This is a genomic window from Campylobacter sp. 2014D-0216 (assembly GCF_014931215.1).
Lineage (GTDB): Bacteria > Campylobacterota > Campylobacteria > Campylobacterales > Campylobacteraceae > Campylobacter_D.
Genome location: NZ_CP063089.1, coordinates 795,488 through 817,084 on the forward strand (window position 1 = coordinate 795,488; position 21,597 = coordinate 817,084).

24 protein-coding genes and 1 other RNA gene are annotated in these 21,597 nt (G+C 31.9%); 8 read left to right on the forward strand and 17 right to left on the reverse strand.

Annotated elements, in window-relative coordinates; all coding sequences use genetic code 11:
• The first annotated feature begins 2 nt into the window (after positions 1-2).
• The 7 genes from rplI (at position 3) to rnpB (ending at position 5,028) form a co-directional block, all read left to right on the forward strand.
• Positions 3-446 (forward strand): 50S ribosomal protein L9, encoded by a 444-nt coding sequence (gene rplI, locus A0083_RS04095; protein WP_197554470.1) that lies wholly within the window; start codon positions 3-5, stop codon positions 444-446.
• On the forward strand, positions 446-988 hold the full coding sequence (gene hslV, locus A0083_RS04100) for an ATP-dependent protease subunit HslV (RefSeq protein ID WP_120759032.1): 543 nt from the start codon (positions 446-448) through the stop codon (positions 986-988). The genes rplI and hslV overlap by 1 nt, the downstream gene beginning before the upstream one ends.
• The gene (hslU, locus tag A0083_RS04105; RefSeq protein WP_197554473.1) at positions 985-2,304 is read left to right on the forward strand and encodes an ATP-dependent protease ATPase subunit HslU; all 1,320 of its coding nucleotides are present in this window, start codon (positions 985-987) and stop codon (positions 2,302-2,304) included. The genes hslV and hslU overlap by 4 nt, the downstream gene beginning before the upstream one ends.
• Positions 2,301-3,173: a GTPase Era gene (gene era / locus A0083_RS04110; protein ID WP_120759035.1), complete on the forward strand. Its 873-nt coding sequence runs from the start codon at positions 2,301-2,303 to the stop codon at positions 3,171-3,173. Before hslU ends, era begins: the two co-directional genes overlap by 4 nt.
• Before the next feature lie 22 nt (positions 3,174-3,195).
• Positions 3,196-4,173, forward strand: a complete 978-nt coding sequence (locus A0083_RS04115; RefSeq protein WP_197554476.1) for a hypothetical protein — start codon at positions 3,196-3,198, stop codon at positions 4,171-4,173.
• On the forward strand, positions 4,136-4,678 hold the full coding sequence (locus A0083_RS04120) for a hypothetical protein (RefSeq protein WP_197554479.1): 543 nt from the start codon (positions 4,136-4,138) through the stop codon (positions 4,676-4,678). Before A0083_RS04115 ends, A0083_RS04120 begins: the two co-directional genes overlap by 38 nt.
• 26 nt (positions 4,679-4,704) lie before the next feature.
• Positions 4,705-5,028: RNase P RNA component class A (gene rnpB / locus A0083_RS04125), an RNA gene on the forward strand.
• On the opposite strand, the gene A0083_RS04130 is transcribed toward rnpB, so the two are convergent.
• The 17 genes from A0083_RS04130 to A0083_RS04210 form a co-directional block, all read right to left on the reverse strand.
• Positions 5,023-5,238: a hypothetical protein gene (locus tag A0083_RS04130; RefSeq protein WP_120759041.1), complete on the reverse strand. Its 216-nt coding sequence runs from the start codon at positions 5,236-5,238 to the stop codon at positions 5,023-5,025. The genes rnpB and A0083_RS04130 overlap by 6 nt on opposite strands.
• The gene (gene fliS, locus A0083_RS04135; protein WP_120759043.1) at positions 5,235-5,606 is read right to left on the reverse strand and encodes a flagellar export chaperone FliS; all 372 of its coding nucleotides are present in this window, start codon (positions 5,604-5,606) and stop codon (positions 5,235-5,237) included. Before fliS ends, A0083_RS04130 begins: the two co-directional genes overlap by 4 nt.
• Before the next feature lie 17 nt (positions 5,607-5,623).
• Positions 5,624-7,948: a flagellar filament capping protein FliD gene (gene fliD / locus A0083_RS04140; RefSeq protein WP_197554482.1), complete on the reverse strand. Its 2,325-nt coding sequence runs from the start codon at positions 7,946-7,948 to the stop codon at positions 5,624-5,626.
• Between the two features lie 2 nt (positions 7,949-7,950).
• Positions 7,951-8,295 carry a FlaG family protein gene (locus A0083_RS04145; RefSeq protein ID WP_197554485.1) on the reverse strand — a complete coding sequence of 115 codons (345 nt, stop codon included), beginning with the start codon at positions 8,293-8,295 and terminating at the stop codon, positions 7,951-7,953.
• A 119-nt stretch (positions 8,296-8,414) separates the two neighbouring features.
• Positions 8,415-10,208: a menaquinone biosynthesis decarboxylase gene (locus tag A0083_RS04150; protein WP_197554488.1), complete on the reverse strand. Its 1,794-nt coding sequence runs from the start codon at positions 10,206-10,208 to the stop codon at positions 8,415-8,417.
• Positions 10,209-11,135, reverse strand: a complete 927-nt coding sequence (hemC, locus tag A0083_RS04155; protein ID WP_120759049.1) for a hydroxymethylbilane synthase — start codon at positions 11,133-11,135, stop codon at positions 10,209-10,211.
• The gene (locus tag A0083_RS04160; protein ID WP_197552335.1) at positions 11,126-11,524 is read right to left on the reverse strand and encodes an FxsA family protein; all 399 of its coding nucleotides are present in this window, start codon (positions 11,522-11,524) and stop codon (positions 11,126-11,128) included. Before A0083_RS04160 ends, hemC begins: the two co-directional genes overlap by 10 nt.
• A complete protein-coding gene (locus A0083_RS04165) occupies positions 11,521-13,221 on the reverse strand; it encodes a proline--tRNA ligase (protein WP_197554542.1) in 1,701 nt (566 codons plus the stop codon). Before A0083_RS04165 ends, A0083_RS04160 begins: the two co-directional genes overlap by 4 nt.
• The gene (hemA, locus tag A0083_RS04170) at positions 13,208-14,515 is read right to left on the reverse strand and encodes a glutamyl-tRNA reductase (RefSeq protein ID WP_197552337.1); all 1,308 of its coding nucleotides are present in this window, start codon (positions 14,513-14,515) and stop codon (positions 13,208-13,210) included. Before hemA ends, A0083_RS04165 begins: the two co-directional genes overlap by 14 nt.
• Positions 14,515-15,408, reverse strand: a complete 894-nt coding sequence (locus tag A0083_RS04175) for a polyprenyl synthetase family protein (protein ID WP_197552339.1) — start codon at positions 15,406-15,408, stop codon at positions 14,515-14,517. Before A0083_RS04175 ends, hemA begins: the two co-directional genes overlap by 1 nt.
• A 46-nt stretch (positions 15,409-15,454) precedes the next feature.
• Positions 15,455-15,895 (reverse strand): exporting protein, encoded by a 441-nt coding sequence (locus A0083_RS04180; protein WP_442861581.1) that lies wholly within the window; start codon positions 15,893-15,895, stop codon positions 15,455-15,457.
• Positions 15,892-16,155 (reverse strand): DUF2018 family protein, encoded by a 264-nt coding sequence (locus tag A0083_RS04185; protein ID WP_120759058.1) that lies wholly within the window; start codon positions 16,153-16,155, stop codon positions 15,892-15,894. The genes A0083_RS04180 and A0083_RS04185 overlap by 4 nt, the downstream gene beginning before the upstream one ends.
• A gap of 3 nt (positions 16,156-16,158) precedes the next feature.
• A complete protein-coding gene (locus tag A0083_RS04190; protein WP_197552341.1) occupies positions 16,159-16,785 on the reverse strand; it encodes an HAD family hydrolase in 627 nt (208 codons plus the stop codon).
• On the reverse strand, positions 16,782-17,114 hold the full coding sequence (locus A0083_RS04195; protein WP_039663684.1) for a hypothetical protein: 333 nt from the start codon (positions 17,112-17,114) through the stop codon (positions 16,782-16,784). The genes A0083_RS04190 and A0083_RS04195 overlap by 4 nt, the downstream gene beginning before the upstream one ends.
• Positions 17,111-18,736 carry a cation:proton antiporter domain-containing protein gene (locus tag A0083_RS04200; protein ID WP_197552343.1) on the reverse strand — a complete coding sequence of 542 codons (1,626 nt, stop codon included), beginning with the start codon at positions 18,734-18,736 and terminating at the stop codon, positions 17,111-17,113. Before A0083_RS04200 ends, A0083_RS04195 begins: the two co-directional genes overlap by 4 nt.
• A 26-nt stretch (positions 18,737-18,762) precedes the next feature.
• Positions 18,763-19,137 carry a heat shock protein transcriptional repressor HspR gene (locus A0083_RS04205; protein ID WP_039668403.1) on the reverse strand — a complete coding sequence of 125 codons (375 nt, stop codon included), beginning with the start codon at positions 19,135-19,137 and terminating at the stop codon, positions 18,763-18,765.
• A gap of 9 nt (positions 19,138-19,146) precedes the next feature.
• Complete coding sequence (locus A0083_RS04210) at positions 19,147-20,019, reverse strand: DnaJ C-terminal domain-containing protein (RefSeq protein ID WP_197552345.1); 873 nt, start codon at positions 20,017-20,019, stop codon at positions 19,147-19,149.
• 155 nt (positions 20,020-20,174) lie between these two features.
• On the opposite strand from A0083_RS04210, the gene A0083_RS04215 reads away from it, so the two are divergent.
• Positions 20,175-21,590, forward strand: a complete 1,416-nt coding sequence (locus tag A0083_RS04215; protein ID WP_120759065.1) for a DegQ family serine endoprotease — start codon at positions 20,175-20,177, stop codon at positions 21,588-21,590.
• The last annotated feature ends 7 nt before the right edge of the window (positions 21,591-21,597 follow it).

Genomic DNA, 21,597 nt, shown 5'->3' on the forward strand with positions numbered 1-21,597 from the left:
AAATGAAAGTATTGTTAATCAAAGATGTAAAAAGCTTAGGAAAAGCAGGAGAAGTTAAAGAAGTTAAAGATGGTTATGGGCAAAATTTTTTAATTGCGAAAGGTTTTGCTAAAGCTGCTACACATGAGGTTTTAAAGCAATATGAGGCTGAGCAAAAGAAAAAGGCTGAAAATTTAAGATTTGAGCTTGCAAATTTGGAAAAACTAAAAGAAGAGTTATCTAAAATCACGATTTGTATAGCTAAACCTGTGGGGGCTAATGGAAGTTTGTTTGGTGGGGTTACCAAAGATGAAATTGCTCATGCATTAAAAGATCAAAAAGGCATAGAGCTTGATAAAAAAAGCTTAGAATGTGACACGATAAAAGAGCTTGGCTTGCATGCAATTTCAGTAAAGTTAGGACATGCGATCCATGCTTTATTTAAGCTAGAGGTTAAAGGAGAGTAATGTTTCACGCGACTACAATTTTAGCTTATAAAGGCAAAAATAAGTCTGTTATAGGTGGAGATGGACAAGTAAGTTTTGGAAATACTGTTTTAAAAAACAATGCGGTGAAAATTAGAAAATTAAATAATGGTAAAGTATTGGCAGGCTTTGCAGGAAGTACTGCTGATGCTTTTAATCTTTTTGATATGTTTGAAAAATTACTTTCTAGTTCTAAGGGTGACTTGCTAAAAGCTGCCATAGACTTTTCTAAAGAATGGCGCAAAGATAAATACTTAAGAAAGCTTGAAGCTATGATGCTTGTGCTTGATAGAGATCATATATTTTTACTTTCAGGAACTGGAGATGTAGTAGAACCTGAAGATGGTGCTATAGCTGCTATTGGAAGTGGTGGCAACTACGCGCTTTCTGCTGCAAGAGCCTTGGCTAAGCATTCTAGTTTAGATGAGGAAGAATTAGTAAAAGAAAGTTTGCAAATAGCTGGTGAAATTTGCATTTACACTAATACAAATATTAAAACTTATGTAATTGAGGATGATAAATGAATTTAACTCCAAAAGAGATTGTAAAATTTTTAGATGATTATGTGATTGGACAAAAAAACGCTAAAAAAATCATAGCAATAGCTTTAAGAAATCGTTATAGAAGAATGCAACTTAGTCCTGAACTGCAAGATGATATCATGCCAAAAAACATCTTGATGATAGGATCAACTGGGGTTGGTAAAACAGAGATTGCAAGACGCCTTGCTAAGATGATGGGGCTTCCTTTTGTTAAAGTCGAGGCAAGCAAGTACACTGAAGTTGGTTTTGTTGGGCGTGATGTAGAAAGTATGGTTAGAGATTTAGCAAATGCTGCTTTAAATTTAGTAAAAAATGAAGAAAAAGAAAAAAACAAAGAAAAAATTAATGAGTTTATAGAAAATAAAATTTTAGAAAAACTCTTACCGCCTCTACCAAAAGGCATTAGCGAAGAAAAGCAAGAAGAGTATCAAAATTCTTTAGAAAAAATGCGCGCAAAATTACAAGCGGGTGATTTAGATGATAGCGTGATAGAAGTTGAAATTTCACAAAGTGTGTTTGACACCAACCCAAACTTACCACCTGAAATGGGTGCTATGCAAGACATTGTTAAAGTGATTGGTGTGGGTAATAAAAAAGTTAAAAAAGAAATGAAAGTTAAAGACGCAAGAATAGCCCTAGCTCAAGAAGCGAGTGAGAAAATTCTTGATATGGAAAGCATTAAAGGCGAGGCTTTAAGAAGAGCGGAAAATGAAGGGATTATTTTTATCGATGAGATAGATAAGGTAGCGGTTTCAAGCTCTAATTCTAATCGTCAAGATCCAAGTAAAGAAGGTGTGCAAAGAGACTTACTTCCTATAGTTGAAGGTAGCACTATACAAACTAAATTCGGGCCTTTAAAAACTGATCATATTTTATTTATCGCAGCAGGTGCGTTTCACTTAAGCAAGCCAAGTGATTTGATCCCTGAACTTCAAGGGCGTTTTCCTTTGAGAGTGGAGCTTGATTCATTAGATGAGGAAGCATTGTATGCGATTTTAACAAGACCTAAAAACTCATTGCTAACACAATATATTGAGCTTTTAAAAACTGAAAAAGTGGAATTAGTTTTTGAAGATGATGCGATTAGAGAAATAGCAAAAATAGCAAGCAAAGCAAATGAAGAAATGCAAGATATCGGCGCAAGACGCTTACATACGGTAGTAGAAAAACTTTTGGAAGATATAAGCTTTGAAGCAGATGAATATGCTGGTAAAGTTTATAAAATAGATGATTTTAAAGTGCAAGTTAAACTTGGAGATATCATAGAAAACAAAGATCTAGCTAGGTATATCTTGTGAGAAGTGGCTTTGTTAGTATAGTGGGTAGAACTAATGCAGGAAAAAGTTCTATCCTTAATTCTTTATTAGAAGAAAAAGTGGCGATGGTTTCTCACAAACAAAATGCTACAAGAAGAAAAATCAACGCCATTGTCATGCATGAAGATCATCAGCTTATCTTTATAGATACGCCTGGTTTGCATGCAAGTTCTAAGGCTATGAATCAACTTATGATAGATTTGGCGATTAAAAGCATTGCTGATTGTGATGTGATTTTATTTGTAGCTAGTATTTATGATGATATTAAAGATTATGAAAATTTTTTAAGTTTAAATCCCAAAGTGCCACATATTGTATTAATCAATAAAGTTGATTTGGTAAAAAAGGAAATTTTACTGAAAAAACTAAGCGAATATGCTCGATTTAGTTCCCATTTTAGTGCTATTATCCCCTATTCTGCAAAGCAAAAGTTTTATAAGAAAATTCTTCTAGATGAGATGGTTAAGTATTTGCCTGAACATCCGTATTATTTTGATCCTGAATTTATCACTACAACAAATGAAAAAGATATCTACAGAGATTTTATTTTAGAAGCGATATATGAGAATTTAAGTGATGAAATTCCATACACTACTGAAGTCAAAATAGAAAAAATCAAAGAACTAGATCAAATTTATCACATCAATGCCACAATCATCACAGATAGCAATTCGCATAAAGGAATGATACTAGGCAAAGATGGCGCAACGATTAAACGCATAGGAAAAGAAGCTAGGATAAAAATAGAAAAATTAGCACAAAAAAAGGTAATGCTAAAATTGTTCGTCCAACTTGAAAAAAATTGGCATAAAAACGAGCAAAATCTTAAAAAAATCCTTTATGATGAGTAAAAGGTCTATTTTAAAGGATTTTTTGGCTTATGAAAAACTTCTTTATATTAGATTTACAAAACTAACAAGCGAAGATGAGATTTTAAGCAAAAGCTTCGATGAGTTAGGAGTTAAAGATGATTTTTCTTATAAAATAGAATATTTTCTAGATGATGATTTTACACATGTTTTTTTAACCCAACGTGAGAATGTTTCAAGTAAAGACTTTTTGATCCCAGAGCCTTTGCTTTTTGGGGTGTATTTTAATAAAGCTGAAAGCTTAAATAATTTGGTTTTATTGTTTAAAAAACAATACATAGTCTTAATAGACTATGTAGGTAGTGACTTTAAAAACTGCAAAATACTGCCTTTAAATGCTTATAATGAGACCTATCAAGCTAAATTGCAAAATATTTATGAAAATATTATCAGCATAGATGATACGAAAAATATCAGTATATTTAAAAAATTAGAAAGTAAGCTTTTATATCCAAAACTACTTGAAGAAATCAGCTTTACAAAGATTAACTTTGCTAAAAAAGAATCATTGGTTTATTTTAAATCCTATAGCTTTAAAGCTTTGCTTTTGTTTTTTTGTGGAGTTTTTTTGGCTATGATGTATCCTAGTTATTTGTATATACAAGCCTTATTAAATACGAAAGAAAATTTTCAGTTAAAAAGTCTTATCCAAAATGAAAGTGAAAAATTAAAACACCTCCAGCTACAGCAAAAAACAAATGAGGTGATTTTAAAGACACAAAATGAAAATCAGAAAAAAATAAAATCATTGCAAAAAATTTATTCTCATACGCTTTGCTATAGAGATTTTTATAATTTCTTATTGGTGTTAAATTTTTATCAAATCCCTATAGAAGCTTTATCTATAAAAGATAATATTTTTACTATAGAGCTAATAAAAGATGATGACTTTTATGATGAATTTAAAAAATACTCATTTATTTTAAAAAACAAAGAAGTCAAACATGGAAAAACCATTCTTGTATTTGAAAAAAATCTTTGATGATTTAGAAAATATCCTTTTTGCTTTATCTAAACGTGAATTGATATTAGCATTTATCATGGTTTTTTTGCTTGGATTTTTTTTAGTTTATATTAGTGTATATAGCACTTTTGAAGTTAGGTTGCAATCATCGCAAAATGAACTTTTTGAGTTAAAAAGTCAGTATCAACAAATACAAGATTTAATCGCTATACATGATGAAAAAATCGAATTTTTAGATGAGAATTTGAGTTTAGAAGAAAGCAAGGATTATCAAAGTGTTTTAAAGCACATTGAGCAAAGTCTTAGTCAAATTCAAGCAAAAGAATTACAAATTCAAAGTCATAAAGTACAAGATAAATATTTTGCATATTATGAAGTGAGATTAAATTTCAAAAGTGATTTTTATAGCTTAATGCAATTTTTACAAAATTTAGATCCTTATGTGAAAGTTAGACAAATGGAGCTTGTAAAAGATAAAAATGACTTAAAAATTATACTAAATCTTGTTTTTACTCTAGTATAAAAATGATTTTTTTGATAAAATTTGACTAAACATGGCAAGCGATCGCTTCTTTAGAAGAGGAAAGTCCGAGCTGCAATAAGACAAAGATTCCATCTAATGGATGGCTAGGGCAACCTAAGGGAAAGTGCAACAGAAAGAAAACTACCATATTTTATATGGAAAAGGTGAAACGGTAGGGTAAGAGCCTACCAGTAACTTTGGTAACAAAGTTAGCTATGTAAACCCAATCTGCAGCAAGAAGGGGTGGTTTTAGTCTTATAATATAACCCTTCGCTTGAACTTGTTTGCAAAAACAAGTCTAGATAAATGATCGCTCTTGACAGAACTCGGCTTATCGCCATGTTTTACTTCATGTAAGCAGAAGCTTTTTTGAGTTTTTTTAAGTTAAGAGCCACTTCATCTTGCTTTTTCTTCATAAAAGCTATGGCTTCATTGGTCAATGCCAAAGCTTCATTAGGACAGTCATTAAAATCAGGTTTTTCTATGAGTTTGACTATTTTTTCTACATCTTCAGTATAAACAGCTAATTTAAACTCATCTATCCATTTTTTTTCACTCATTTTTGATGTACTTCCCTCCAAGCTTCTAATAAGCCTTTTACAACATTAATCACTTCATCTACCCTAGCTTCATTATTTTCTATATTTGCTAAAGAAAGAAGTTGTAATTCTCTAGTATATAAGCCACTAAGGTAGTGTGCTACTTCTCCACCTTTTTCATAATCAAGACAGTTAAGTAGCTCAATAAAAATAGCACTAGCTCTTTTTACATAATATACTCTTTCTTCTATATTGTCATTTTGTATGGCTATTTTTATTCTACTAGAAAAACGTAAAATCCCGCTATATAACATCTCGATTAATTTTTCTTGAGATTCTACTCCGGTTTGATTTTGCGAATATGCGTTATAAACTGCACTATTTAGCATTAATTTCCTTTCTTAAATTATGAACCTTGGTTGTTTGCTGCGTTGATCATGTTTGAAATAACGCTTGCTTGATTGTTTAATTTTGCGATGATACCATCATAAGCAGCCCATCTAGACCACATCGTATCGTATCTATCTTCTATGGTTTTTTTAGTTGATTCGATGGTTTCGTTTAGGTTTTTAGATTCTTTTGTTAGGGATTCTTTATAACCACCAAATGAGCCATCAGAACTCATGATTTCTCCCATGGTGTTTTTTAACACCCCAAAAGTTCCTGTTTCTTCTTTGTAAACTGAGTAAATGGTTCTAGAGCTTAAGCCAAATTTTTTCAAAAATTCACTATCGCCCTTGATTTCAAGGTTGCTACCTGAAGTTCCTTTGATTTTAAACTGGATTTGTTGTTGTCCTTCTTTACCTTGATTGATGATTTCAAAACTAGCTTCTAAGCCTTCTAAGCCAAAACTATTAATATGATCTACTAGGTTTTTAGCTTTTTCTATGTCATCTTTACCAGTAAGTGTAAAAGGATCTCCATTTGCTGTTTTGCTTAAATCAATCGTTTCATCGTTATAAGTGATGGTAAATTTACCTTCTTCAAATTTTATATCACCATCACCAAGATTACTCACCCTATCGCCCACTAGGTCAATATCTTCAAAGCCATTGCTTCCTACGAAAAATTTCTCAGCCATTTGCGGATCTTCATTAAATTTAGAGTTAAACTTACCTGAATCAAAAGTCAAAACCCCATCATTTAAAGTCAAACCATAATCTGCCAAAGACAAACTTACTTTTGAAGAAACTTTTACCCCTTCTGAACTGTCGCTATCACCAACGATAACTGTTCCATCAACGGTGATGGTTTGAAGTAGGATGTTGTTGATTTGAGATTTGATGTTGTAAATTTCACTTACACCAACAAAGTTTCCTTTTGTCCCTGCATCAGGGTCAAATTTGGTCGCTGCGTTGAGATTGATCATCAAGTCATTGTAAGCTGTAGCTAGGCTTTCTAAAGACTGCGCGATAGATTCTGTATCTTGAGTGACATTGAAACTAATCTCACCTTTTTGTTTTAACTCCAAAGTGATGTCAGGACCTATGTCAGTGATAGTGTTGGTTGGTCTTGTCATCTTCACACCATCTACGCTAAAGATAGCGTCCATACCTTTTTGAATGTGGTTTTCATTGTCTGCTTTTACATTGTAACCTTGTGGTGTACTTGTATCTAAAGTGATTCCAAACTTATCGCTGAGTAATCTTGTAGCCAAAGGATCTCTTTGATAGTTGCTTGTGTCGATATTACCATCTTTATCAACCGCATAACCCCCATCAAATATACTCAAATCACCACCATTGGTAGCTCTAAAGGACAGTTTGCCACCATCTTCTATTTTAAGTTCAACTTTTCCATTGGTTTGTTTTCTTAAATCCTCCGCAAGGCTTTCATAGGTGGTATTTTCATCAATATTAATCGTAAATCTATCATATCTTTCACCATTTTTTATAACAAAAGTAAAAGAAGTTTTTTCTCCTTCGCCTAAAAGTTTTTGCTTTTTAAGATCTTCAACATTAAGAGGCGATAATTCTGAAATACTTCCTGTTATGGTGTCTTTTGTGTCATTTTGCCCATTGGGTCTAAACCCATACAAACCACCCGCGCTAATGCTATTTTTATCAAGTTCCCAGCCCATAGCTTTTAAAAGCTCATCATCACCTGAAAAAGAGATGTTGTTTTTTGTTCCTGTTTCGGTGCTTTGTACGACTAAGCGGTATGGATTATCTCTGTCTCCGGTGTTAACAAGCTTAGCTTCTATTTTGCCACCGGTGGCTGCGTTGATCTTTTCAGCAAGCTGAGCCACAGTTGTACTTTTGTCTATGTCGATCTTATAGTCTTTTCCATCTTGAGTGATAGTAAAAGAAGTTTTACCATCTTCACCACCTTTTATACCCAGACTACCCATAACAGTAGCAGATTTATCCCTAAAGCCATTACTTTGATACACATCTTTTTGGGCTAATTGATCTACGATCACTTTCATATTAGTAAGGTTAGATAAGGATCCTACTACTAAGCTCGCAGCAGCACTATCTCCACTTACGCTAGGAGATACTTTCTTTTTGTTAAACTGAGAGGTATCCCCTAGGCTATTAACAGCAGTTTGGAAAGCAAGTAACTTCGCTTCAAGCTCTGCTAAGTCTTTTTGTCTTGAAGTGTTGGTTTCAAGTTGTGTATTATAAAGACTCAAGTGAGCATTCATCTCTGCTTCTTTGAGTTTATTTAAAGTGTCACTTGTTAAAACACCTGAACCTATCCCTAAACTTCCTAAACTACCTACTGCCATTATTAACTCTCCTTATCAAAAATAGTGCCAATAACACCTTTAAAATGCTCTATCAGCTTCATAACCTCTTCACTAGGAATTTTGCGTATGAGCCTGCCAGTATCTTTTTCGGTCACATTCACATACATTTCGTTGATTTTATCATTGTACGCAAAACGCACATTTGTTTCTAAAGTTTCCATTTGCTGGTTTAACTTTTCTGTTGCATTTTTCAACTTATCGTTTAAATTCTCATCTTGATCTTTTAAATCAATTTGTTGCTTGCTTTCTTGTTGAGATGTTTTTTCTGCACCCTTTGTATTAAAATGAGTGATATTTGCATCTCTTTGAATGTTACCAATGTCCATTTTAAACTCCTTTTTAAAAGACTTCAAAATACACTATCGACACAATTTTAAAAAACTTAATATTTAGATTAAAAATCTATATTTTTTACAAGCAAAAAGTGTTCTCAAAAAGCCCGAAATTAAAAAATTTCAAACTTTTTGAAGAATTTTTCATCATTAGGAAGTAATTTTTTTGCAATGAGCTTATCGATAACTTCTTTAGAACAATTAGTCATTAAAGGCCATGCTTTATGATAATCTTCTAGCAAACCTTTGTTTGTCGCATCAATCCCAACACAATCTTTTTTTATAAAAATGTCTCTTTTTGCATCGATATTGTTTACGATACGCCATACTAGCATGTAAGGGTTTTCTAAAATAGCATCTTGATCTAAAAAGGCTAAAATTCTAAAGTGTTTTTTATAAATTTGTAGTTTTTCAAATACTTGAGCAATTTTTTCTTTTTTATCAATCAAAACTACGCTAATTGGTGCGAAAGTTTGAGTGTAGAATTGTTTTAAATTTAAAATACTTGAATCTTTCTCTTTAAATAATTGAAGTAAAGTTTCATCTTTTAAAATTTCTAGTTCTACTTTTTTTTCATCACCGCATGCATCAAGCCCTGCTTTCCCACCATAACAGTAGGTATTTGAAGCATGATCGAGTTGATCGCAAATTCCTTCACTAATAAGTAATTTTTCTTCATCAAAACGATCGAGTATATAAGGTATGAGTTTGTCATAGTCTTTTAATGAAGGTGCGTTTTCATCTACGAAAATAGTATGTTTAACAAAACTCATTTGCCCTACACCCCAAAATGTATGCATGATTTGTTTTGCGTGCGCAGGGTATTTTGCTTCTATTTTGGCTAAGATTAAGTTGTGAAATACCCCATTTTCTGGCATGTTATAATCGATCAAATCAGGTGCGTTAGTTTGAAGTAAAGGTAAAAAAACTCTTTCGGTGCCAAGCCCCATGTACTTGTCTTCTAATGGAGGTTTTCCTACGACAGTAGCTTGATAGATTGCATTTTTTTTAGCAAAAATTTTCTCTACTTTTAATACAGGACAAAGTTCAACCGGAGTGTAAAATCCCGTGTGATCTCCAAAAGGCCCCTCAGGTGCAAATTCATTAGGATCAACAAAGCCTTCTATCACAAAATCACTATCATAAGGCACATAAAGTGGGTTGCTCTTGCACTTTGCTAAAATGGCAGGTTTTTTCTTGATGAAACCATAAAGCAAAAGCTCAAAAATTCCTTTTGGTAAAGGTGCTTGTCCACACCAAATATACAAAGGATCGCCACCTATGGCTATACTAACTGGCATTTTTTGATTTGCTTTTTTGTACTCATGAAAAAAATGACTCGCATCTTTATGAATTTGCCAATGCATAAGCAAAGTTTTATCATCAACAACTTGCAAGCGATACATCCCAAGGTTGTTTTGTTTACCATCTAAACTTTGAGTGTAAACTTGCCCCATAGTGATAAAAGGTGCAGCATCTTTTTCCCAGGTTTTTAAAATAGGAATATCACTTAAAGAATTTAAACTTTTATAGGTGAATTCTCCTTCTTTTTTAATGCGTTTAGGTGGGATATTTTTTAGATCTAATAAAGTCTTGAAAAAATTTAATTTTGCACCAAAACTTTGCGGAATATGCATTTTCAATAAAGAGCTAATTTCTTTAGCTACTTCTTCATGATCTCTTCCAAAAGCTAAATTTAAAGCTTTTTCATTACAAAAAGTATTTAAAAGCACCGGATAGTCATACTTTTTGCCATTTTTTACCGCATGAGTAAAAAGTAAAGCTTTAGAATCTTCCTTTTTGACTTCTATATAAGCTAAATGCGCCATTTCAAGATCAACATCAACAGGATCGTTGATGATTTTTAATAGATGATTTTTTTCTAAAAGTTCTATAAATTTTTGCATTTATATCATACTCTCTGCTTCTTTTAAAATTTCTCTTGCCCCTTTTGCTATCATTTCTTTAGCCAAAAGTTCACCTGCGTTAACATAGTCTTGTTTTTTAATAACTCTTTTTTCTTTTAGTAATTTACTTGCATCAGGCAAACCTACTATGGCACGAATTTCTATATTATCTTGAAGAATTTTTGCATTGATGCCTATAGGTACTTGACAGCCACCTTCTAAGGTTTTGATAAAGTCTCTTTCTATGTGAGTTTCTATAAAGGCATTTTCATCATTTAAGCACTCTAGGTATTTTAAAATTTTCTCATCATCAATACTTTCTATACCTAAAGCACCCTGAGAGGCTGCAGGTATCATCTCATCAAGCTCAAAAGCTTTGACATATTTAATTGTTTTGTCTAAACCTAAACGTTTAATACCAGCCAATGCTAAGATAATTGCGTCAAATTCTTTTGCTTTAAGTTTTTCTAAGCGCGAGTTGATATTGCCTCTTAAAGAAATGATATTTAAATCAGGTCTTAATGCTAAAAGTTGCATTCTTCTTCTAAGGCTTGTGGTGCCAACTTTTGCACCTTTTGGAAGTGCAGTTAGGTTTTCATAATGTTCACTTAAAAAAGCATCGTTTACAACTTCTCTTTTTGAAATAGCAGCTAAAACTAGACCATCAGGGAAAAAACTTGGCACATCTTTTAAGCTATGTACAGCCAAATGCGAATCGCCTCTTAACATGCTTTCTTCAAGTTCTTTTGTGAAAAGTCCTTTTCCACCTATTTTTGCTAAAGGTGAGTCAAGTAAAACATCACCTTTGGTTTTAAATCCTTCTAGTGTAATTTTTAAATTTGCATGCGTTTGCAGTAATTGTTCTTTTACGTGTTCACTTTGCCATAATGCAAGTTGACTTTTTCTTGTTGCGATGATTAATTGCATTTTTTATGCTCCTGTATGATTTCTACATCAATGATTTCTTCTTCGTTGTTTGGTGTTTGGTGTTTTTGGGATTTTTTATGAGTGAAAAATTTTAAAACTGCCATGAAAAACAACAACAATATGCCTAAAAATGAACTCAAAATTCCCGGTATTAACAGTAAAATTCCTACTATGGTTAAAGAAAATAATTTAATCATACCAAATAAATTAGTATGGGTATTTTGCATGGTGATGAGATTGGTCCAAGTTTTTGCTAAAAACATTGCCCCTAAAAACATGCTTGCAAAAACTATCATAAAAAAATTTAAAAAACCAAAAAAAACAATAAACAAAACACTTGCAATTAATTCTAAAACCAAAAAAGCACTAAGGTTGACTTTTGCTATCATAAAATTTTCTCTAAGTGTGGAATGATTTCTTGTGTTTTTAACACCTGTTTTTCTAAGGTATTTCTGTGGATTAGCTCAACTTCATCTTTTTCTAAGCCCTTGCCAATAACTAAAGCATAAGGAAATCCCATTAATTCAAAGTCGTTGATTTTTACTCCAAAGCGCTCATTTCTATCATCAAACAACACTTCTTTATCTTTAAAATGGTTATAAATTTGTTCAGCTAATTCCATAGCTTTTGTATCTTTTACATTAGAAACAATGATATCTAAAATAAAAGGTGCTAAGGTTTTATTCCAGATACAACCTTTTTCATCATGACTTGCTTCTATAGCAACAGCTACCAAGCGACTTACCCCCATGCCATAGCAACCCATAGTAAAAAACTGTGCTTTGCCATTTTCATCTAGATAACTTGCATTCATTGCTTTAGAATACTTGCTACCAAGTTTAAAAATATGCCCTACTTCAATACCTTTGCTTTGTTTGAGTTTGTGTTGGCATTTTGGACAAAGATCGTGTTCTTTGACTGCTGCAAGATCTTTAAAGCGTTCTTTGTTTAGATTGACTACGTTAATACCTACTAAATGATAATCTTTTTTATTAGCCCCGATAATCATATTTGTTTCGTTTTCAAGTTCATGATCGATATAAAAATCAACACCATTTAACCCTACAAAGCCGATAAATCCAGGCACTAAACCTGCTTTTACTAATTCTTCCTCGCTTGCATCGGTTAATTCTAGCGCATTGGCTGCATTAAGTGCTTTAACCTCTTGTAACTCATCATCACCACGCACAAAAAATACCACGATTTTTTCTTCATTTTCATAAATAGCTTTTTTTGCAATAGCCTTAATGGTATAGTAAGGGTTAATCTTGAAAAATTCTGCTAACTCTTCTATGGTTTTTATATTAGGAGTGTGAAATTGTGTTGCAAAATCTGCTTCTGGTCTTTCATCTTGGCAGGTTTTTTTAGCTCTTTTTGCTGCTTCGATATTAGCTGCATAGTCACAGTGTTCGCATAATAATATATCATCTTCGCCATTTTTAGCCAAAACCATAAATTCTTTCGAACCGCTACCACCAATGGCTCCACTATCAGCCTCAACAGCTCTAAATTCAAGTCCTAATCGTGTGAGAATTTTGCTATAAGTCTCGTGCATGAGGTTAAATTCTTTATCTAGATCTGCTTCACTAGCATGAAAACTATAGCCATCTTTCATTAAAAATTCTCTACATCTTAAAAGTCCAAATCTAGGTCTAGCTTCATCTCTGAATTTCAAGCCAATTTGATATAAGTGTAAAGGAAGTTGTTTGTATGAAGTAACTTTATTTCTAACTAAAGCCACCATAGCTTCTTCGTGGGTTGGTCCTAAAACAAAATCGTTTTCTTTTCTATCTTTAAAGCGTAAAAGTTCTTTGCCAAATACATTAAACCTTCCACTTTCTTTCCAAAGATCAGCTGGGGTGTTAAAGCTTAAGTTTACTTCTAGAGCTCCTGCTTTATCCATTTCTTCTTTGATGATGTTTTTGATTTTATCTAAAACTTTTTTTCCTAAAGGTAAAAAATTATACAAGCCACTTCCAATTTGCTCTACAAAAGCACCCTTAACTAAAAATATATGACTTGGTAGCGTGGCATCTTTTGGATTTTCTTTTGTACTTACGGCATAAAATTTACTAAATTTCATGATTATTCTCCAAATTAAATTCACATTTATAAAGGTTTAAACCTTCCATATTTTCATTTTTTAAATCAAATACATAACGCATCGCATTAATCACTGAATCATTTTGCATGGTTCCGCTTAGTTTTTTAAGATTTACACTAGGATGGTGCAAAAAGGCATTCATTACTTGTCTTATAAGCTTTCTTGCTTCTTCGTGGTTTGAATGTTTTAAATATCCTTTTTTTATAGCTTTTTGTAATTCTATGCTAGCAATTTCATCAGCTTGCAATCGAAGCTGTTTTACTAAAGGTAAGGTTGCTAGCTTGCTTAAATGCTGAAAAAACTCATTAGTCATCACACCTACTATAGAGTAAGCAATTTGCGCTTGATGTTCTCTTAGGGTTAAATTTTTCTTTACTACCTCTTCTAAATCATCAACCGCATAGACGTGGTTTTTTTCATCAGATTTTATATCAATATCTCTAGGTACGGCTATATCAAAAAAATACCTTTCATAGTCTTTTTCTTCTAGCAAATCATGAGTTATAACAGCATGAGGAGCATTAGTAGCGCTAAAAAAAACTTCATATTGATTTAAGGCATTTTTTAAATTCGCAATACTTTCACAACTCGCATTTTCACCTAAACATTCACAAAGTTTCCCTGCTTTTTCTATGTCTCTATTAAGTATAAGCACTTTAGCTTTTGCATTTAAAAGGTGCTTACAAGCTAATTCGCTCATTTCGCCTGCTCCGATAACCACAGCCGTTTTATTTTCTAAGTTCAATAATTCTTTGGCTTTGGCTACTGCAACAGAAGCAACTGAAATAGGATTTTTTGAAATATCGGTTTGATTTCTTACATTGGCTGCACATTTAAAAGCATAATGAATCGCTCTTGTTAAATGCACTCCACATCTTTGCTCTTGTAGGGCAAACTTATATGCTTCTTTTAATTGGCCAGCAATTTGTGTTTCGCCAATAACCAAGCTATCGAGTGAACTAGCTACGGAAAAAAGATGATGGATGGCACCACTATCCTCATAAAAATCTGCCTTGGATCCAAGATTTTCTTTATCAACATTGCAAAGCAAACTTAAAGTTTTTAAAACATGCTCGCCAACACCTTCTAATTCACCTGCAAAAAGTAAAATTTCAACTCTATTGCAAGTGCTAAGTGCTAGACTTTCTAAAATCTTGTTGTTGGCATGAATGAGTTTTAAAAGTTCTCTTTTTTTGTTTTCGTTGGAGAAGGAAAGCTTTTCTCGAGTAGCAATATCTGTATTTTTATGTGTAAAGCTGATGCAATAATAATGCATTAAAAATCCCTCTCAATCATACTTTTGATAATATCTTCTAAATCTTTTATGTTATATTTTTCTATAGCTTTTAAGGCATTGTTTGCATAGACATTTAGTTCTTGATGGACTTGCTCGAAAATTTGACATTCATGCATTTTATTTTTTATCCAAGCAACTTCACTCTCATTTAAATCTTTTTTATAATAACCTTGTAAGATTGCTTGATCTTGAGGGTTTAATTTTTCATATAAATACATATAAGCAAGAGTGGTTTTGCCCTCTTTAAAGTCATTCATAGCAGGTTTTCCTAAGGTTTGTTCATCGCCTTGAATATCCAAAAGATCATCCACAATTTGAAAGGCTAAGCCTAAATTTTTTCCATATTCTGCAAAATCATCTTCATCTAAGCCAGCAAGTATTGCACCGCTTCTTGCACTAGCTTCGATTAAAACTGCAGTTTTATTGTATATCATTTGCAAGTAAGCATTTTTGTTAGTGTTGAAAGTTTCACTTAAATTTACATCCATTAACTCTCCAATAGAAAGCTTTACTACTGCATTAGAGATAACTTTTGCAAGTTTTAAATCTAAAAGCGAGAGTTCATAAAAAGCTTTTGAATATAAAATATCACCTAACATAATGGCATTTTTTGCGCCAAATTCTGCATTGATCGACTTTACACCTCTTCTAAGTTTTGCCTCATCAATAACATCATCATGTAGCAAACTTGCAGCGTGAATTAATTCTATAATGGCACAAATTTTATAGCTAGTTTCATTTTCATTGGCGATTTTTAAAAGTAATTTTGAGCGTAATTTTTTTCCGCCTTGAAGTTTTGAACTCATCGTTAAAATAGGTTCGTAATTTAACTCTGATAAAAATTCATGCATGTATTGATCGATCTTTTGCACTATGCTTTCCTTAGTTTTCTTATATTGTATTTTATTAAATTTTACTTTAGTTTTGATTAAGAGTGGCTTTTCTAGGGTCTAAAAATTCCACTTCTAGTTTTTTATTTCTATCTTCTATATACACAGTAAAAATAGCTTCACCTTTTTTAAAATCACTAAATTCTAGTATTAATCTTGCTCTGTCAATATGAGGATTATTATAATCAGGCACTAAAGTTTGAACCACCCAGTTTAAATTTCTTCTTAAAGACATGACAAATTGTCTGGGGTATTTTTTGTATTTTGAATGTACGATAATATTAGTTTGATCAAACAAAGTCCATGAGAAGTCAAAATGATAGATTTCATCAGGGTAATCAATCTCTTTAATTCTTACACTCGCTTTTTCATCTTTACTTAAGGTAAATTGATAGGTATAGTCAAAAAAAACTTCAGCTTTAAGTAAACTAGAAAATAAAAATATCCACCAAAACCAACGCAAAATCAACCCTCATGACCTAAAATTTCAGCGCTTAAGCCTATATAAAAGTCATTTTTTCTTTCATCTATCAAAAGAGAATTTTCCATTTGAAATTGAGCAACATCTGTTTCGTTAAGGTTATTTTTTTCTAAAAGTTCTATCATAGCAATGTGATCTGCTAGTAATTTTTCCATTACATTTTCTAAAGCACCTAGGTTTGCGTATTTTATTGTTTCTATAAATTTTTCTTTAGGAGTTTTAGCAAACATTTCATCAAAAATATCCATATTTTAACCTTTCATGTGAGTTTGAATTTTTTCTATTAAAGTGTTTTTATCATTAGCCTCATCTGGTTCTTTAACTTCTTTATGCCAAGCAATATGTATATAATCTACATTTGCATTTTTTGCACAAAGTCTGTCTTTTAAGCTATCGCCTATAAAAAGACTTTTATTGTATTTTGCCTCATCTGCAATCAATCTTAACATCATAGGATCAGGCTTAGCTTCTATACCATAACTAACGCCTAAAATTTTATCAAAATACGAAAGAATGTTTTGTTTTTTTAAAATAGGCACTAAGCTTTCTTGTGGCGCATTGGTAGCAATGGCCAAATAGCACCCATTTTTTTTACAAAAATCCAAAACTTCAACTACCCCATCAAAAAGCACCACGCTTTGGTCATAATGCTTGATAAAATACTTCTCATAACCTTCTTTGAAGCTTGTGTGAGAGTAAGTATCAACGCCATAAAAAATCTTAGCATAGTTTTGCCCTGGAGTGTTGATTGTATCAAGGATAAAATCTCTTTTTAAAGGTTCAAGATTTAAATCAGCTCTTATTTCATTTACTGCACATACAATAGCCTTAGCGCTATCTATTAAAGTTCCGTCCATATCAAAAATTACATTAATCAATATTCATCCTTAAATTTAGTTTTATGTTTGTCTTTTTTATAGCTTTGATTTTTCTTTAATTTGTACAAAGCATTTGCTTTTGAAACAAGCGTTTTTTGATCTAAGCCATCATCTAAGCACTCATTGACAAAAATTTCCAAAGCCTTAGTATAGGTAGAATCTAAAAAAACCGCTTGAATTTTTTCAAAAATCTTAGCATTTTTTTGCATTCTTTCTCTAAAAAGTATCATATCAAAATCTTCTCTTTTTAAAGCACTGATTGCAGAATTGGTAAATTTTTCCAAAGCTCTTACGTATTTTACCCTTAAGGCTTTTTCTTCATTTTTCATTCTGCTGCACTTGTGTTGATTCTACATTGTAATGCCTCTTGGACTAAATTTCTTGCTATGGAAGCTTCTGCATCTACAATGTGTAAGTATTTATCCGTATGAGGGAAGATGATCTTTGCTCCCATACCACTTGTTTTTAACACTGTTTTGATAGGTTTGTTTAGATTGGAAAGCACTTGATAAAGCATATCAAGTTTTGCTTCATTACTTATGGTTATAATTGCGACTGAGCATTCTTCGATATTGGCTATTTTTAAAGTTTCTACTTGTGCAACATTTGCAAAAAATACATTTTCATTTCTACTTCGACCAAGTTCGACTAAATTCAAGTCATTTTCTAAAACCAAATAAGGAATACCTGTTTTTTTGATTTTTTGCACGACTTCTTGACCTAATCTTTCATAACCAAAAATAATAAAATGATCTTTCATTTTTTGATCACAAAGATAAAATTTAGCCATATCATTTTGCTCACCCTCAGCCGCATTGGCTATTTTTCTAAGATTATTTAAAATAAATGGTGTTGCAACCATTGTTACAATAGAAACTATGATAAAAATTTGCGCAGTTTTTTCATCTAAAAGTGAATTAACTTGCATGAGTGAAAATACTGCGAGTGCAAATTCTCCAATTTGAGAAATACTTAAAGCTGTTTTTAACGCTACTCTTTTTCTAGTGTATAAAACCAAAAGACCATAAATAACTACAAACTTTACAACCAAAACTAAACTTACAAATACAAAAATCAAAAACCAATTTTCAAAAACAAGATGAAAATCTATCTGCAAGCCAACACTAATAAAGAAAAATCCCAAAAGTAAATCTCTAAAAGGTACTAAATCTGCTTCAATTTTGTGCTTGTATTGTGTTTCTGCTATTAAAGCTCCGGCTATAAAAGCACCTAAAGAGTATGAAAAACCAAATGAATGTGCCAAAAAGCTTGCGCCAATCACAGTAAAAAGAATGGTCGCGATAAAAATTTCATTCGCATTTGTTTTGATGATAAATTTTAAAACATAAGTAAAAAGATATTTACCTATAAAATAAAGCAAAACTAGTAAAATAATAGCACTAACTAAAGTGGTGATTAAAAGTCTAGAAATATCTGCATTTTGAGAGCTAAAAATATCAATCATAAGTAGTAGTGGTATTACTGCGATGTCTTGAAAAAGTAAAATCCCCAAAGCTTTTCTGCCGTATTCTTCATTGATATCGCCACTATCATTGAGTATTTTTAAAACAATAGCTGTAGATGATAATGCCAAGGCAAAACCTGCAATCATCGCAATATGACTTGCAATACCCAAAATATAAGTCACAAGTAAAGTGCATACTAAACCACAAGTTAGCATTTGCAAACTTCCGTTTAAAAACACTTCTTTTTTCATCGCTAAAAGATGCTTAAAAGAAAATTCAAGTCCAATAGTAAACATCAAAAATACTATACCAAATTCTGCCACATGTATGATGATTTCATTGGTGCTAAAGCCATAAAATTCACGCACAAATAAACCTGTAGCGATATAGCCTATTATGGTTGGAATACCAAATTTTTTTAATATGACATTCAAAACAACTGCTACTGCTACTGCGGTCAAAAATAAAGTTATAAATGCATCCACTAACCAGCCTTTTTGCAATTATGAAGTTATTTGATTTTTTCTAAAAAAATTAAATCAAAATTACTTCTATGTTTGACAACCGCTCTTGATTTTGAAGGATTATCTCTTCTATCAAGCTCCAATCTTAACTCTTCTATGGTATTTTCAAACTCATCAATTTTTGTTTTGAGTTTTAATATTACATCTACTCCTGCTAAATTTACTCCAAGATCTCTAGTTAAACGCAAGATCATTTTTATACGGTCAATGTCTTTTTGTGAATAAAGCCTCATTTTACCATCAGTTCTACTTGGCTCGACTAAACCTTCTTTTTCGTATTGTCTTAGAGTTTGTGGGTGTATACTTAAAACCTTTGCCACAACACTAATAAGATATACCGGTTCATCGTAACTGTGTTCCATATCCACTCCTTAAGGTAGTTTTTCTTCTAAAATTTTTACAAAATCTGGATCAAGTGTATTAATATCAGGTATTTTTACATTTAAAATCAAATACATATCCCCATATAAATCAGTTTTTCTATTTTGCACTCCATAGCCTTTGATTCGGATTTTTTGATTGTTTTTGGAATTTGGTGGTATGGTGATTTTAACTTCTTTTCGTGGAGTATGAACGCTAATTTTATCACCAAAAAGGGCTGTTTTTAAACTGATTTCAACTTTTTTATACAAGTCATCATCTTCTCTTTCGTATTCATCACTTTGTTCTAATTCAACTTTTAAAATCAAATCTCCACTGTGTCCTTGAAAGCTTTTACCTTTGCCTCTTATGCGTAGTTTTTCTCCATCTTTAATACCATGAGGAATTTTGATTTTCACTTGCTCGTTGTTGATATTTACTATATGTTCGCCACCTAAAATTCCTTTTTCAAAAGGAATTTTTATACTAGCTTGCAAGTCTAAATCTTCTTCAAAACCTCCAAAGCCCCCAAAACCACTTTTAAAATTATTGTTAGAGCTAAAGCCTCTGCCAAATCCTCCAAAACCTCCACCAAAGATACTATTTAAAATATCATTAATATCAGCTCCGCCTGCACTTCTTGAAAAATCATGAAAACTTTGTCCGCCAAACATTGAATCACCATATCTATCATACTGAGCTCTTTTTTGCTCATCGCTTAAAATTTCATATGCGGCATTGATTTCTTTAAATTTCTCTTCTGCGCCATTTTCTTTATTGATATCAGGGTGGTATTGTCTTGCTAATTTTCTATAAGCTTTTTTTATTTCATCTGCACTAGCATTTTTAGCAACACCTAAAGTATCGTATAAACTATTACTCATATTATTTTTCCTTCAATTTTATAATGTTTTGATTATATCAAAAACTTTAGTCTTAGTCAATCAACTTTTATAAGTTTTAAAACTAAAGGTTTTATTTACAATTGTGTAAAAATAAAATTTTATACTTGTAGGAAATGATTTTATAAAGGATGAATATGAAAAAAATAACCATACTTTCTTTAGCAGTAGCAACTAGTCTTTTTAGTGCTAGTATTGATTTTAAACAAGCAGATGATAATATACAAAGAACTTTACCAGCTAGTAATCCAAATTCTATACTTTCTTACCATGATTCTATACAAAAGGTAAAAAATTCTGTGGTGAATATCTCAACTTCAAAAACCGTTCAAAGTAATTCTTTTGGTATTGATGATTTTTTTAACGATCCTTATTTCAAACAATTTTTTGGTTTTGATTTTCCACAAGCTCCAAAAAGCAAGAAAAATAAAGAAGTGGTAAGCTCGCTTGGCTCGGGCGTGATTATCTCAAATGATGGATATATTATAACCAACAACCATGTTATCGAAGGTGCTGAAAAAATCACTGTGAATTTACCTGATTCAAGCACCGAATACAAAGCAAAATTAATCGGAGCTGATCCTAAAACAGATCTAGCTGTAATAAAGATTGAAGCTAAGAATTTACCCGCTGTTACTTTTGCTGATTCAGATAGATTGTTAGAAGGTGATGTGGTGTTTGCTTTAGGTAATCCTTTTGGCGTAGGAAGTAGTGTTACAAGTGGAATTATCTCAGCTTTGAATAAAAACAATATAGGTTTAAATCAATACGAAAATTTCATTCAAACTGATGCTTCTATCAACCCTGGAAATTCAGGTGGAGCTTTAGTAGATAGTAGAGGAGCTTTGGTTGGGATCAACTCGGCCATACTTTCAAGAAGCGGAGGAAATAATGGTATTGGTTTTGCTATCCCTTCAAATATGGCAAAATCTATCGCACAAAAACTAATCGAACATGGAAAAATTGAAAGAGGATATTTGGGTGTAGTCATAGGAGCTTTAACTCAAGATATCAAAAAAGCCTATACTAATCAAGAGGGAGCTTTAATCACTGAAGTACAAAAAGATTCAGCAGCTTATAATGCAGGTTTAAAAAGAGGCGATTTGATCATAAAAGTAGATAAAACCACGATTAAAAGCCCTATGGATTTAAAAAACTATATAGGAAGTATCGATCCAAAACAAGCGATAGAGTTAACTTATGAAAGAGATAATAAGATCAAAACTGCGAAATTTATGTTAAAAACCGATGAAAAGTCGCTACAATATGAAAAAGGTTATATTGATGGCTTAAAATTAGTTGAATTAAATGCTAAAAACAAAGCCCAATACCGTATACCTGAAAACATTAGTGGTATTTTAATCACCGAAGTTACGCCAAAATCAAAAGCAGAAAAAATAGGCTTTGAGCAAGGTGATATTATCATAGGTATCGATCAATATGAGGTTTCAAATTTTAAAGAATTATCAAAAGCTTTAGAGTTAAATAAAGGCAAAGAATATGTTAAAATTTGGATCAATAGAGGCGGTTTAGTTAGAGCTTTACTTTTTTAAGAAAGGA